The 12,918-nt window shown below is 64.6% G+C and carries 13 protein-coding genes and 1 pseudogene; 11 read left to right on the top strand and 3 right to left on the bottom strand.

The genetic code is table 11. From position 1 onward, the window contains the following. Positions 1-113 precede the first annotated feature (113 nt). Both gshA and AC07X5_RS27005 read right to left on the bottom strand, forming a co-directional pair. On the bottom strand, positions 114-1,643 hold the full coding sequence (gene gshA, locus AC07X5_RS27000) for a glutamate--cysteine ligase (RefSeq protein ID WP_494772643.1): 1,530 nt from the start codon (positions 1,641-1,643) through the stop codon (positions 114-116). Between the two features lie 68 nt (positions 1,644-1,711). Further along, positions 1,712-2,619, bottom strand: a pseudogene (locus AC07X5_RS27005) (SDR family NAD(P)-dependent oxidoreductase). Positions 2,620-2,766: 147 nt separating this feature from the next. Between AC07X5_RS27005 and AC07X5_RS27010 the strand changes: the two are divergent. The 9 genes from AC07X5_RS27010 (at position 2,767) to AC07X5_RS27050 (ending at position 8,946) form a co-directional block, all read left to right on the top strand. Continuing rightward, a complete protein-coding gene (locus tag AC07X5_RS27010) occupies positions 2,767-3,048 on the top strand; it encodes a DUF427 domain-containing protein (RefSeq protein WP_409954507.1) in 282 nt (93 codons plus the stop codon). Between the two features lie 233 nt (positions 3,049-3,281). Beyond that, positions 3,282-3,623 (top strand): hypothetical protein, encoded by a 342-nt coding sequence (locus AC07X5_RS27015; protein ID WP_494772644.1) that lies wholly within the window; start codon positions 3,282-3,284, stop codon positions 3,621-3,623. A gap of 30 nt (positions 3,624-3,653) precedes the next feature. Next, complete coding sequence (locus AC07X5_RS27020; RefSeq protein WP_494772645.1) at positions 3,654-4,298, top strand: DUF938 domain-containing protein; 645 nt, start codon at positions 3,654-3,656, stop codon at positions 4,296-4,298. Further along, positions 4,295-4,588, top strand: a complete 294-nt coding sequence (locus AC07X5_RS27025; protein ID WP_494772646.1) for a 2Fe-2S iron-sulfur cluster-binding protein — start codon at positions 4,295-4,297, stop codon at positions 4,586-4,588. Before AC07X5_RS27020 ends, AC07X5_RS27025 begins: the two co-directional genes overlap by 4 nt. A 211-nt stretch (positions 4,589-4,799) precedes the next feature. After that, a complete protein-coding gene (gene ribBA, locus AC07X5_RS27030) occupies positions 4,800-5,921 on the top strand; it encodes a bifunctional 3,4-dihydroxy-2-butanone-4-phosphate synthase/GTP cyclohydrolase II (RefSeq protein ID WP_409954504.1) in 1,122 nt (373 codons plus the stop codon). Positions 5,922-5,939: 18 nt separating this feature from the next. Continuing rightward, entirely contained in the window at positions 5,940-6,404 is a 465-nt protein-coding gene (gene ribH / locus AC07X5_RS27035) for a 6,7-dimethyl-8-ribityllumazine synthase (RefSeq protein ID WP_409954503.1), read from the top strand. Continuing rightward, the gene (gene nusB, locus AC07X5_RS27040; protein ID WP_409954502.1) at positions 6,401-7,006 is read left to right on the top strand and encodes a transcription antitermination factor NusB; all 606 of its coding nucleotides are present in this window, start codon (positions 6,401-6,403) and stop codon (positions 7,004-7,006) included. Before ribH ends, nusB begins: the two co-directional genes overlap by 4 nt. A gap of 106 nt (positions 7,007-7,112) precedes the next feature. Then, positions 7,113-8,297, top strand: a complete 1,185-nt coding sequence (locus AC07X5_RS27045) for a pyridoxal phosphate-dependent aminotransferase (RefSeq protein ID WP_409954501.1) — start codon at positions 7,113-7,115, stop codon at positions 8,295-8,297. A gap of 232 nt (positions 8,298-8,529) precedes the next feature. Further along, positions 8,530-8,946, top strand: a complete 417-nt coding sequence (locus AC07X5_RS27050) for an acyl-CoA thioesterase (RefSeq protein WP_494772647.1) — start codon at positions 8,530-8,532, stop codon at positions 8,944-8,946. A 332-nt stretch (positions 8,947-9,278) separates the two neighbouring features. Here the strand turns inward: AC07X5_RS27050 and AC07X5_RS27055 are convergent, their stop codons facing one another. Continuing rightward, positions 9,279-10,118: a helix-turn-helix domain-containing protein gene (locus AC07X5_RS27055; protein ID WP_494772648.1), complete on the bottom strand. Its 840-nt coding sequence runs from the start codon at positions 10,116-10,118 to the stop codon at positions 9,279-9,281. Between the two features lie 204 nt (positions 10,119-10,322). Between AC07X5_RS27055 and AC07X5_RS27060 the strand changes: the two genes are divergently transcribed. Continuing rightward, positions 10,323-11,222, top strand: a complete 900-nt coding sequence (locus AC07X5_RS27060) for a LysR family transcriptional regulator (RefSeq protein WP_494772649.1) — start codon at positions 10,323-10,325, stop codon at positions 11,220-11,222. Positions 11,223-11,931: 709 nt separating this feature from the next. Further along, positions 11,932-12,876 carry an alpha/beta fold hydrolase gene (locus AC07X5_RS27065; protein WP_494772650.1) on the top strand — a complete coding sequence of 315 codons (945 nt, stop codon included), beginning with the start codon at positions 11,932-11,934 and terminating at the stop codon, positions 12,874-12,876. Positions 12,877-12,918: the final 42 nt, after the last annotated feature.

Raw genomic sequence — 12,918 nt, forward strand, 5'->3', positions numbered from 1 at the left:
CCTTCTCTTTGGTGACTTTCTCTTGGCGGCCCAAGAGAAAGTTACTGCGCCGCCGGGCGCACATCCCGGCTCCCGCCCTCAACCCACAGCAGAAGCCACCATAAGCCAGACTATCAGCCCAAACCACCAACAGCCATGTACTGCTCCCGCCAAGGCTCAAACGGCAAGGTATCCGCCGCCTCAATGGCCTTCTGCGCAGCCACGGAGTCATGCGCCATCTGCTCATACCGCGCCTGCTGCACATCGCTCCAGGGCAAGGCCAGCAAGGTGGCCTGCGCCTTGGCCGACTGCTGGAAGGCAAAGCGCTCGAAACTGCTCTCATGGTCCTGCACCATGCTGGCCAGCACCCGCGCCGAGGGTGTGCGCTCCGGCGCGTCCATCAGCGCACGCGCATCGCGCAGGGCATCACTGTAGTCCGTGGTGCCATGCGTGGCATCCAGCGCGGCAGCCAGTGGCACGCACTCGGCCAGCACCTCGGCGCCCCAGGTGGTCAGCGCCACATCCTTGCCATTGCGCTGCAGCTGCAGGCCCGGCTCGCGGCCGCGCTCGGCCGTGAGGTGCTGGTTCTGCTTGAGCTCAGCGATCTCTTCAGGCGTATCGGGCGGGCTGTCGGACAGCAGGCAGTGCAGCAGGAACACGTCCAGCAGGCGCATGGTCTGCGCCGTGATGCCCACGGTGACGAACGGGTCCAGGTCCATCAGCCGCACCTCGACATACTCCACCCCGCGCTCGCGCAGCGCATGCAGCGGCCGCTCGCCGGTCTTCACCGTGCGCTTGGGGCGGATGGTGCCGTAGAACTCGTTCTCGATCTGCAGCAGGCTGGTACCGAGCTGGTTGTAGTCGCCGCCGGGGTTGCGCACGCCCACGGTCTCGTACGCCGGGTAGGGCCGGGTCAATGCTTCGTGCAGCGAGTTGGCGTACCCCTGGAGGCCGTTGTAGCTCACGGCCAGCGTGGCCTGGGCGTCGCTCTGGTAACCGAGGCGGCCCATGCGCAGCGAGGTGGCGTGCGGCAGGTACATGGCCTGGCCCTTGTCGCCCAGGGCCTGCAGGCGGTGCTCGCGCCCCTGCACGAAGCAAGGGCACAGCGCGGGCGAGGCGCCGAACAGGTACAGCAGCACGAAGGCGTGGCGGCGGAAGTTGCGGATCAGCGCAAAGTAGTCATCGCTGCCCACGCCGGGCAGCGACCAGTTGTAGTGGATGCCCGAGATGGTCTGCATGCGCCGGCCATAGCGGTGGCCCAGGCCCATGCGGTAGACGCTCTTGGCACGGCCGATGTTGGAGCTGCCATAGCGGCCGATGGGAATCGTCTCGTCCGTGGGCAGGCCGCAGGGCATGCTCGACGCCCACATCAACTCGCCGCCCTGGGCCTGCAGCGCGCGGTGCACGAACTGGTGCACCTCGGCCAACTCGTGCAGGCATTCGTCCACGCCCTTGTGGGCGCCGGTGATCAGCTCCAGCTGCGATTCGCTGTAGTCGGTGGTGATCAGCGGGTGCGTGAGCGCCGAGCCCAATGCCGCCGGGTGCGGCGTGAGCGCCAGCCCCCCGCTGGGCAGCACGCGCAATCCCTCCTTCTCGATGCCGCGGCGGATGCCTGCCAGTGCATCTGCGGGGTAGGCGGCCAGTCGTTCCTGCAAAGTTCTCATATCTTTATTACCGATCTCGTATCGGGGCGGAACTTAGCACGCCGCGGGATTGCGCGTGTGGATCTGGCTTAAACCCTGGCCGCCATGGCCTTGCTCACCTCGTTGGTCCCCTGGGCTGCACCGCTTTGTGGTACTTGTTCGCCCGCCCGTTCGGTCACTTCCGAGAGGCGTGCGGCCAGTTGCTCGGGGGTCTCGGGCCCCATGCCTAGGTGAATACCCTGGGTCAGCGTGATGTGCGCCGCCTCGAAGGTGCCCGCACCCGCGCACAGGATGGTGCGCGTGGGCGCGCTTTCGTGCGCCAGCACCAGCATGGCGGGCACCACGGCCTCGGGCTTCAGGGCGTCGAGCACCTCCTGGGGCATCAGGCCTTCGGTCATGCGCGTAGCGGCCGTGGGCGCCAGGGCGTTCACGTGGATGTTGTACTTGGCGCCCTCGATGGACAGGGTCTGCATCAGGCCCACCTGCGCGAGCTTGGCCGCGCCGTAGTTGGACTGGCCGAAGTTGCCGTACAGGCCCGTGGACGAGGTGGTCATCACGATGCGCCCGTACTGCTGGGCCACCATGTGCGGCCACACGGCCTTGCAGCAGTGCGCGGCGCCCATGAGGTGCACGTCCACCACCAGGCGGAAGTCGTCCATCTCCATCTTGGAGAACGACTTGTCGCGCAGGATGCCGGCGTTGTTCACCAGGATGTCCACCCGGCCCCAGGCGTCGACGGCCTGCTGCACCATGGCCTGCACGGCCGCGTAGTCGGTGACCGATGCGCCATTGGCAATCGCCTCGCCACCGGCCGCGATGATCTCGTCCACCACGGCCTGGGCCGCGCCCACCGAGCCGCCCTTGCCGTCCACGGCGCCGCCCAGGCATTGACCAGCACCTTGGCGCCGCGCGCCGCCAGTGCCAGTGCATGCTGGCGGCCCAGGCCGCCGCCGGCGCCCGTGACGATGGCCACGCGGCCCTTGAAATCGATACCCATGGTGCATGTTCTCCTGTGGTTGTTGGCTGCGCAGCGACTGTACGCGACATCCCCCCGCAACCCCGTACCGTGCGTGACTGCCTGGTAGCACAATCGCCCCTGGCGGGCATGCATGCGCCCCCGTTTTTTTCCCGAAGGATGATTCCCATGAAAGCAACCTGGAACGGCGTGACCATCGCCGAAAGCGACGACACCGTGGTGGTCGAAGGCAACCACTATTTCCCCGAAGCCTCGCTCAAGCGCGAGTACGTGACCTTCAGCAACCACAAGACCATGTGCGCCTGGAAGGGCCAGGCCAGCTACCTCTCGCTGCTGGTCAACGGCGAAATGAACACCGACGCGGCCTGGTTCTACGCCGACCCCAAGCCCGAGGCCGAGGAAATCCGTGGCCGTGTGGCGTTCTGGAAGGGCGTCAAGGTCGAGGCCTGACCCTGCGGCACCCAGGCCGCAGTTATCCCTGCCCACATTGGACAATCATGTGGATAAGTTTTGGCAAGTCGTGTATGGCGCCTCCAAGTGCTTGATTTGCAAGGACTATCCCTGCATCGCCTGATTTTTGGGCAGCCACCGGGAGCACCGGCATACGGGTTATCCCTGGGCACACTGGACAACTGCGGGGACAACTCGGGACAACTGCTGTATGGCCAACGCAAGCCATTGATTTGAAAGAACAATCCTTGCGCCGCCCGTTTTTTGGGCAGTCCCGGAAAACACGCGGAACCCGGTTATCCCTGCCAGCCCTGGACAATCATGTGGATAAGTTTTGGCAACTTCTGTATGGCCACGCCAAGTGCTTGATTCACAAGGGCAAGCCCCGCATTGCCTGTTTTTCAGGCAAATGGCGGGGGTTATCCCACCCGGCACTGGACAATCATGGGGATAAGTCGGGACAAGTGCTGTACAGGCAGGCCAAGTGCTTGATTTGTAAGGACTATCCCTGCATTGCCGAAAAACAAGGCAGTTTTGGCAAAGCCCCTCCAAGCCTGGATTTGCTTTCAATTTGATAGCATCCGCCATCCCTTTTGTCCACAACCATGACCGCACCCGCCCTCCCCTGCAGCCCCGCCTCCGAGCGCAACCAGGCCCCCATCCTGGCCGTGTTGCGCGGCCTGCTGCCCGACACCGGTGCCGCGCTGGAGATTGCCAGCGGCACGGGGCAGCATGCGGCCTTCTTCAGCGCCGCCCTGCCCGGCTGGAGCTGGCAACCCACGGACCTGAAGGACGAGCTGTTCTTCGCGATCGCCGGCTGGGCCTTGCAGGCCGGTGCCGCCAAAGTGCTGCCCGCCGTGCGCCTGGACGTGCGCTCCAGCGTCTGGCCCGATGGCGGCGCGCCCTTCGCCCAGCCCTTCGACCTGATCTACTGCGCCAACATGCTGCACATCGCACCCTGGGCCTGCTGCGCCGGGCTGATGCAGGGCGCGGCGCGCCACCTGGCGCCTGGTGGCCGGCTGGTCACCTACGGGCCCTACATCGAAGACGGTGTGCCCACCTCGCCGGGCAACCGGGGCTTTGACGCCACCCTGCGCGCGCAGGACCCTGGCTGGGGCATCCGCCACCGCGCCGATGTGGAACGCGAAGCCGCAGCCGCCGGCCTGCACCTGGCCGCGCGCCACGCCATGCCGGCCAACAACCTTCTCCTGGTGTGGCAACGCACCGCCGACACCCGCGATACCGCATGAACCAGCCCGCCATCCCCTTCTTCACCGCCCGCATCGAGCCCGATGGCGCCCAGTGCGACGCCTGGCCCGAGCAGCCGCTGCTCGTCTCCATGGAACAGGGCGGCATCGACTGGCCCAGCTCCTGCCGCAACGGCACCTGCCGCACCTGCATCGGCCAGTTGGTGGAGGGGCGTGTGCGCTACGAGATCGAATGGCCAGGCCTCTCGCCCGAAGAGAAGGCCGAGGGCTGCGTGCTGCCCTGCGTGGCCTACCCAGAATCCGACGTGGTGATCCAGGGCAGCATGATCTGACCTGGCGCAAGGCCATCCGCATGCACTCGACTGCCGGGTGCATTAAAATCGGCGCCTTCCGGGGCAATAAGCCCCGTCGACGTGCGGCTACGCCGCATCGCATGTTCTTTGGGCGGTTTCTTGGGGGTGCACATTGCGCTGCAGCCTCCAGCCACGGGAACCTGCGCTGCACCCGCCTGCCAGCCGTCCCCACAGAAAGCCCTAGCCCTCCATGAACACCCCCCTCACCCCCGTGCCGATCTCGCCCGTCGAGGACATCGTGGCCGAGATGCGCGCCGGCCGCATCGTCATCCTGGTCGATGAAGAAGACCGCGAGAACGAAGGCGACCTGGTGCTGGCCGCCGACCATGTCACGCCTGAGGCCATCAACTTCATGGCCCGCTTCGGCCGCGGCCTGATCTGCCTGACCCTGAGCCGCGAGCGCTGCGAGCGCCTGCGCCTGCCGCCCATGGTCACGCGCAACGGCACCAAGCATTCCACCGCGTTCACCGTCTCCATCGAGGCGGCCGAGGGCGTGACCACCGGCATCTCCGCCGCCGACCGCGCGCGCACCGTGCAGGCCGCCGTGGCACCCGAGGCGCGCGCCGAAGACCTGGTGCAGCCTGGCCACATCTTCCCGCTGCAGGCGGTGGACGGCGGCGTGCTCATGCGTGCCGGCCACACCGAAGCCGGCTGCGACCTGGCCGTGATGGCCGGCTGCAGCCCCGCCTCCGTGATCTGCGAGATCATGAAGGACGATGGCACCATGGCCCGCCTGCCCGACCTACAGCTGTTCGCGGCCGAGCACGGCCTGAAGATCGGCACCATCGCCGACCTGATCGAGTACCGCAGCCGCAACGAAACCCTGGTCGAAAAGGTGGGCACGCGCACCCTGCAGACCGCCGCGGGAGAGTTCACCGTGCACGCCTTTCGCGACAAGCCCAGCCAGGCGGTGCACCTGGCGCTGGTCAAGGGCCAGTGGGGAACCGACGACGTGGTGCCCGTGCGTGTGCACGAACCGCTGTCGGTGTTCGACGCGCTCGAAGTCAACCGCTCCATGCACTCCTGGGGCCTCGATTCGAGCCTGCAATACCTGGCCACCCAGGGCAAGGGCGTGGCCGTGCTGCTCAATTGCGGCGAAACGGCCGAGCAACTGCTCGAACAGTTCGAGGGCACGGCACGCGCCGCCCAGGCGCCCGAGCGTGGCCGCATGGACCTGCGCACCTACGGCGTGGGCGCGCAAATCCTGCGCGAGTGCGGCGTGCACAAGATGCAACTCATGGGCCAGCCCCGCCGCATGCCCAGCATGGCCGGCTACGGCCTCGAAATCACCGGCTTCATCCCCAAAGAGTAAAAGAACAGGATCACCACTATGTTTGGCGCAGAAAAAGGAACAGCAGACAGGCTGGACGGCAAGAAGCTGCACATCGGCATCGTCCAGGCCCGCTTCAACGAAAGCATCACCAACAGCCTGGCCGCGGCCTGCCGTGCCGAGCTGCTGGCCCTGGGCGTGCAGGAAAAGCACATCAAGCACGTGCTGGTGCCCGGCGCGCTCGAAGTGCCCGTGGCCCTGCAGGCGATGTGCGAGGCCGACGAGTACGACGCGCTGATCGCCCTGGGCTGCATCATCCGCGGCGAGACCTACCACTTCGAGCTGGTGGCCAACGAATCGGGCGCGGGCGTCACGCGCCTGTCGCTCGACTACCAGATCCCGATCGCCAACGCCATCATCACCACCGAGAACATGGAACAAGCCATCGCCCGCCAGACCGACAAGGGCACGGACGCGGCCCGTGTGGCTGTGGAAATGGCCAACCTGCTGGAAGACCTGTCATGAGCGAAAACGACTACGGCAACGACGACAGCGGCGCCAGCGCCAGCAGCAGCCACCCGGCCAAGCGCCCGCCCAAGCAGTCGCGCACCGGCCTCAAGAGCACCGGCGTGCGCAAGGCGGCTTCCAAGTCGGCGCGCAGCCGCGCGCGCGAATTCGCGCTGCAGGCGCTGTACCAGCACCTGGTGGGCGGCAACGCGCCCGAGGCGATTGACGCCTTCACGCGCGACCTGGCGGGCTTTCACAAGGCCGACTCGGTGCACTACGACGCGCTGCTGCACGGCAGCATCCAGATGGCCGCCGACATGGACGCGCTGATCACGCCCCTGCTGGACCGCAAGATGGCCGAGATCTCGCCCATCGAGCACGCCGTGATGTGGATCGGCGTGTACGAGTTCCAGCACTGCCTGGACGTGCCCTGGCGCGTGGTGCTCAACGAGTGCATCGAACTGGCCAAGGAATTCGGCGGCACCGATGGCCACAAGTACGTGAACGCCGTGCTCAATGGCCTGGCACCGCGCCTGCGCGCCGCCGAAGTCGCCGCCGACAAGGCCTCGGGCGCCAGCGCAGCAGCAGCAACGCCTGCGGACGACGGCGCCCAGGCCTGAGCGGCCAGCCACCTACGTACCTACCCGCTGCGGGCCCCACCGCAGCGCGGCCTTATACCCCGCCACGCCGCAGCACTGCAGGCAAGGCACGACCCACCGGACCACCATGAAGTTCTCCTCGCGCGCCGAGCGCATCGAACCGTTTTACGTGATGGAGGTGGCAAAGGCCGCCCAGGCCCTGGCGCGCGAGGTGGCGGGCACCAGCGAGCCGATGATCTTCTTGAACATCGGCGAGCCCGACTTCACCGCCCCGCCCCTGGTGCAGGAGGCCGCCGCCCGCGCCGTGCGCGACGGCGCCACGCAGTACACCAACGCCCTGGGCCTGGAGCCCCTGCGCGAGCGCATCAGCGCCTGGTATGCACAGCGCTTCGGCGTCGATGTGCCGGCACGGCGCATCGTGGTCACGGCGGGCGCATCGGCCGCGCTGCAGCTGGCCTGCCTGGCACTGATTGAATCGGGCGACGAGATCCTCATGCCCGACCCGAGCTACCCCTGCAACCGCCACTTCGTGAGCGCGGCAGAAGGCAAGGCCATGCTGCTGCCAACGACAGCGGCCGAACGCTACCAACTGAGCGCCGAAAAGGTGCGCGCCGCCTGGACCGACAAGACCCGCGGCGTGCTGCTGGCCTCGCCGTCCAACCCCACGGGTACCTCCATCGCGCCCGGCGAGCTGCGCCGCATCCACGAGGTCGTGCGCGCGCACGACGGCATCACGCTGATCGACGAGATCTACCTGGGCCTGTCGTACGAGGAAGAGTTCGGCCACACGGCGCTGGCCATCGACGAGAACATCGTCAGCATCAACAGCTTCAGCAAGTACTTCAACATGACCGGCTGGCGGCTGGGGTGGATGGTGGTGCCCGAGGCCATGGTGCCTGTGGTCGAGCGTCTGGCGCAGAATTTGTTCATCTGCGCGAGCACGGTTTCGCAGCATGCGGCGCTGGCCTGCTTCGAGGCCGAGAGCATTGCGGAGTACGAGCGGCGGCGGGCGGAGTTCAAGGCACGCCGGGATTTCTTTATTCCTGCGCTGCAGTCCATGGGGCTGTCGGTACCCGTGATGCCCGATGGCGCGTTCTATGCGTGGGCCGATTGCACCGAGGCTGCTTCTCGGCTGGGTGTGAATGGCAGTTGGGATTTTGCGTTTGAGGTGATGAAGCGCGCGCATGTGGCGATTACGCCGGGGCGGGATTTCGGGACTGCGGAGACGGAGAGGTTTGTGCGGTTCTCCACGGCAAATTCGATGGCGCAATTGGAGGAGTCTGTTGCTCGGTTGCGTCGTTTGTTGGGGTGATCTGGGTAGTGGTTGCTTCGGTTCTTTGCTTGAAGGCGGAGGCCGGGTCTCGGTCCGGCTCCCGCCCTCTGCCAAGGCACACGGCATCCACACGCGCCGGCGCACCAACCACGAGGCCAGCACATGCCCTTTGAATTCCCAATCAGGGTCTATTTGGAGACTCTGAAACGAGCGTGGTGACGGTATGGACAGCGCACCTGCGCGCTGGTAGCCCATGGACAATCGATGACCTATGACAAACCTGCAAGACCAATCAGCGAAGATTTTCGAAATAGAACTGAAGGTCCGGGACTACGAATGCGACATGGACCACGTAGTGAACAATGCGGTCTATCTGAACTACCTGGAACATGCCCGCCACGAGTTGCTGGAATCGAAGGGGCTGAAGTTCGGGGAACTGTCCCAACGCGGAATCAGCCTCGTCGTCACGCGAATTGAGATCGACTACAAAGGCTCATTGGTCAGCGGCGACAGATTTGTAGTGCGCACTGCGCTGCAGCGCAGCGGGCGAATCCGGTTTCTCTTCAACCAAAGCATCTACCGCATTGCAGACAATCGCCCCATGCTGAATGCGGTGGTGACCGGCACAGCGTTGAACGCGCGCGGTCGCCCGGAATTTCCAGCCGAACTCGAACGCGCCTTTGACTGAGCTTGTGCTCGGTTGAATCCCCGTTGAAAACCGTTGGCACCTGGCCCGGCGAGCCCTCCCAAGAACCTGTTCCAGTGTGATGCCTCAGAAGTGGGCATCAGATGATGGAACTGGCCGCCCGCGCCACGGATGCCAGGACGGTGCCCGGCGCTTTTGTGCCACACAAAGGGAGTGGGATCCTGATTGGAAGTTCGTTGAAGAAAGAAATCTGCCGAAATGGCTGCCAGGCTAGGCGCAAAGCACAGCCATGCCGGGTGGCATGGCGCGCATTTGTAACGACGCATGGCGGCGATTGTCGGGAGATTTATTCAACGAATATCCAACTCGGGACACTAGGTGAGCCGGTCCATGCGCCATGCTGCAGGGGTGGCGCCCGTGATCTTGCGGAAGGTACGGCCAAAGTGGACCGCGTCCGCAAAACCAGTGGCTTCGGCAATGTCCTCCAGGCAGCCATTGGTGTTCAACAACAGGTCCCGCGCCCGCTCGACGCGGGCCTGCAACTGCCACTGGTACGGCGCCAGCCCCGTCGACGCCTTGAACGCGCGGCTGAAGTGCGACTGCGACAGGCCCGCCAGCTTTGCGAGTGTCTCCAGTTCCACCCTCGCCGGCATCTTCGCCTCCAGGTAGCTCATCGCATCCCTGAGCTGGATCGCCGAAAGCCCGGCCTCGCTCCCTTTGGACTCCTTGGGTCGTTCGAACAGCCTTGCCGCAATCGCGGCCGTCAGCGAGTCACCGTACAGCTGGGCGGTGGGGTCGGAGTCGTTGATCGCATCGGTCAGCAGCTTGATCAATGTCCACAGCCGGTCATCAAAAAGGCGGAGCCGAGGAACGTCGGCCTGTCCCAGCGATTCAGAAATGCCCAGACGCGCCTGGAGCCGGTCCAGGTCAAAGCTGATCGCCGTGCACTTGACATAGCGGGTATCCGCAGAGTGGCCCCACAGCTCCTGTTGCGCCGGCGCGAAATACATGTGCCGGGGCTTGTAGCCCACCGGATTGGGGATATTGGCAGCCGCCCTGGTCTCGGCGTGGTCCCGTCCGACCTCTTCGAGCAGAGCGCCGAGTCGGGTGGACTCCTCGTGGCCCTGCATGGGAAACAAAACCCTGCCCGTGCAGGTGAACTCATTCAGATCGACGGTCACGCCGTTCCAGCAACGGCTGGAGGTCGTCAGCATGGCCATGTTCTCTGGAAGTTCAAATTCGTCTGGCATACGGGATGAGAGGGCGTGTGACACGCCCTCAAGGCGCATCTCGTTTCTAGGGTTTGGCGCTCAGACCGCTCCGCAGAGCAAATCAATTCCAAGCGTATCTTCACATCCTTGCTTGTGCTACGGTAGACCTAAATTTGCGAAGCTGTGTCGCAAAAACAGGAACGCCAAATGGACATCGATGAATTGCGAACTTTCGTGGAAGTTGCCGATGCGGGAGGCATCACTGCGGCCGCCACGCGTCTTGGCGTTGCCAAGTCCATCGTCAGCCGCCGGCTCATCCGGCTTGAGGCGCAGTTGGGCGTTCAGTTGCTCGCCCGCACCACAAGAGGTGCATCCCTCACGGAGGCGGGTGCGACGTTTCGCGACTATGCGGCCCGAGTGTGCGCCGAGATAGAAATTGCCAGAGAGACGATCCTTCCCGCCGGGGAACTGCGCGGCCGCTTGCGCGTGGCGGCACCGCTGTCCTTCGGCCCGACCCACTTCGCGCCGGTACTCGCCGAGATGGCGAGCCGGCATCCACAGCTCCATATCCAGACCTGCTACAGCGACCGCTTCGTCGACCTGGTCGCCGAAGGCTACGACTGCGCCATTCGCGTCGGCCATCTCCCGAACTCCAATCTGGTGGCCCAATGTGTAGGACCGGTTAACGGAAGCCTGGTGGCAAGTCCAGCCTATATCCAAGCGCACGGCGCGCCTCAAACACTCGACGAACTCCTGGACCACGAAGCGCTGATGCAGGGCACGGAAAACTGGCAACTGATGAATGAAGACCAAGTGGTATCCGTTCGGCCCCAGGGCCGCTTCAAGGCAGACAACGGCATTGCGCTCCTCGCCGCAGCAGTGGCGGGGATAGGCATCGGTTACCTGCCTTTTGGACTCACGCGCCCCCACCTGGCTAGCGGGGCATTGGTGACGATCATGCCGCGGCATCCAACCCGGCCGGCAGGCGCTTACGTGGTGCGCCCGCCAGGCCAGCATCCTGCGCGCAAGATCCGGGTGCTGACAGAAATGCTGAAGGACTACTTCAGCAAGTTTCCCGACTTCGGCCATGGCATGCCTCCCCCTTGAGCAGGCCCTAACAGGCCTGGCAATCAAGCCCCCTCGGAAGGCACCCGCTCTGTTCAAAGCCAGTGCGTGTTCCGGTTCGTACGCCGGTATGTAGTGTCCCGAGTTGGAAATTCGTTGAATAAATCTCCCGACAATCGCCGCCATGCGTCGTTACAAATGCGCGCCATGCCACTCGGCATGGCTGTGCTTTGCGCCTAGCCTGCAGCGATTTCGGCAGAATTCTTTCTTCAACGAACTTCCAACCCAGGACACCAGGTCCTGGGCAGAGTATCTGCCTCTCGTGCAATCCCGACGACGCGGGTGGCTGCTGCCCTGTCGTTGGTGCTGACCAGGATGGCGCATGCGTCCTTGCTCCGGCCGCATGAAGAAGGCTCAGAAGACTTCCATCTGCGCAGAAGACCTTGAACCCATGGGGGCGTGGGCCTCCCTGGTGTAGAACCACCGTTCAAAGCACTGTCCGAAAGTGCTTCACTCAGTCCGAAAGCGTGGGGTCGGGTCGCCCGGGGCCTGGGGCCATGCGCAATTCCGACTGGACTTGCGAGTATCAGTCAGTGACCCAGCTGGGCCGTGGGCGGACACTTTTCACAGTCGATAGGCGAGCGGAGAGATCGGATCCGGCATCTCCCGACAAGCAGCTGGTCACGCGCTTGCGGGCGCCGGCCACGAGGCCCTTGCCAACGACTGCCAACGCTCAACTCCACCACCCACCATGAACAGACTCAGACGCATCCTTCTCGCAGCCGCCACCGCCAGTTGCGGCCTGGCGCTCCAGACTTTCGCCAATGCAACCCCCGTCAAAACCAACGCAAACCCCATGACCTCAAACCAATACATCACTGCCAACGACGGTACCCAGCTCTACGTCAAGGACTGGGGCCCCAAGAACGGGAAAGTGGTCGTCTTCAGCCACGGCTGGCCTCTGAACTCGGACAGCTGGGAATCGCAGATGCAATTCCTGGCGGAGAACGGCTACCGGGTGATTGCCCACGACCGCCGGGGCCATGGTCGCTCAGGCCAGCCCTGGGAGGGCAACACCATCGACCAGTATGCCGACGACCTGGACGCCGTTCTGCGCAAATTCGACGTGAAGGGTGTCGTACTGGTCGGCTTCTCCACGGGTGGCGGCGAAGTCGCGCGCTACGTCGGGCGCCACGGCACCGCACGGGTAGCCAAGGCCGCACTGGTCAGCGCCATTACGCCCATCATGGGCAAGACGGGCACGAACCCCGATGGCGTGCCCACGGAAGTCTTTGACAGCCTGCGCAAGGGATCACTGGACAACCGCTCCCAGTTGTACAAGGACATCGCGAGCGGTCCCTTCTTCGGATTCAACCGTCCCGGCGCAAAGCCTTCCGCCGGCTTGATCGACAGCTTCTGGGCACAGGGCATGCAAGCCGGCAGCAAAGCCACGTTTGACTGCATCAACGCGTTCTTCTACTCCGACTTCCGGGAGGATCTGAAGAAGTTCAACATCCCGACACTGGTCGTTCACGGCACGGACGACCAGATCGTGCCGATCGAGACGACGGGGCGTGCGGTAGCCAAGCTGGTTCCCGGTGCGCAACTGATTGAGTATGCGGGCGGTCCGCACGGCATCACCGATACGCACAAAGACCAGTTGAACAAGGACCTGCTGGCCTTCGTGAAGAAATAAGACGAAAGCCCGTGATGCACAGCATCCGGGCTTTCACATTTT

Source organism: Acidovorax sp. GW458-11-26-14-TSB4, from assembly GCF_059423865.1.

Coding starts and splice junctions, on each gene's coding strand:
- gshA (WP_494772643.1), bottom strand. CDS start 1,643: ATGAGAACTTTGCAGGAACGACTGGCCGCCTACCCCGCAGATGCACTG.
- AC07X5_RS27010 (WP_409954507.1), top strand. CDS start 2,767: ATGAAAGCAACCTGGAACGGCGTGACCATCGCCGAAAGCGACGACACC.
- AC07X5_RS27020 (WP_494772645.1), top strand. CDS start 3,654: ATGACCGCACCCGCCCTCCCCTGCAGCCCCGCCTCCGAGCGCAACCAG.
- AC07X5_RS27025 (WP_494772646.1), top strand. CDS start 4,295: ATGAACCAGCCCGCCATCCCCTTCTTCACCGCCCGCATCGAGCCCGAT.
- ribBA (WP_409954504.1), top strand. CDS start 4,800: ATGAACACCCCCCTCACCCCCGTGCCGATCTCGCCCGTCGAGGACATC.
- ribH (WP_409954503.1), top strand. CDS start 5,940: ATGTTTGGCGCAGAAAAAGGAACAGCAGACAGGCTGGACGGCAAGAAG.
- nusB (WP_409954502.1), top strand. CDS start 6,401: ATGAGCGAAAACGACTACGGCAACGACGACAGCGGCGCCAGCGCCAGC.
- AC07X5_RS27045 (WP_409954501.1), top strand. CDS start 7,113: ATGAAGTTCTCCTCGCGCGCCGAGCGCATCGAACCGTTTTACGTGATG.
- AC07X5_RS27050 (WP_494772647.1), top strand. CDS start 8,530: ATGACAAACCTGCAAGACCAATCAGCGAAGATTTTCGAAATAGAACTG.
- AC07X5_RS27055 (WP_494772648.1), bottom strand. CDS start 10,118: ATGCTGACGACCTCCAGCCGTTGCTGGAACGGCGTGACCGTCGATCTG.
- AC07X5_RS27060 (WP_494772649.1), top strand. CDS start 10,323: ATGGACATCGATGAATTGCGAACTTTCGTGGAAGTTGCCGATGCGGGA.
- AC07X5_RS27065 (WP_494772650.1), top strand. CDS start 11,932: ATGAACAGACTCAGACGCATCCTTCTCGCAGCCGCCACCGCCAGTTGC.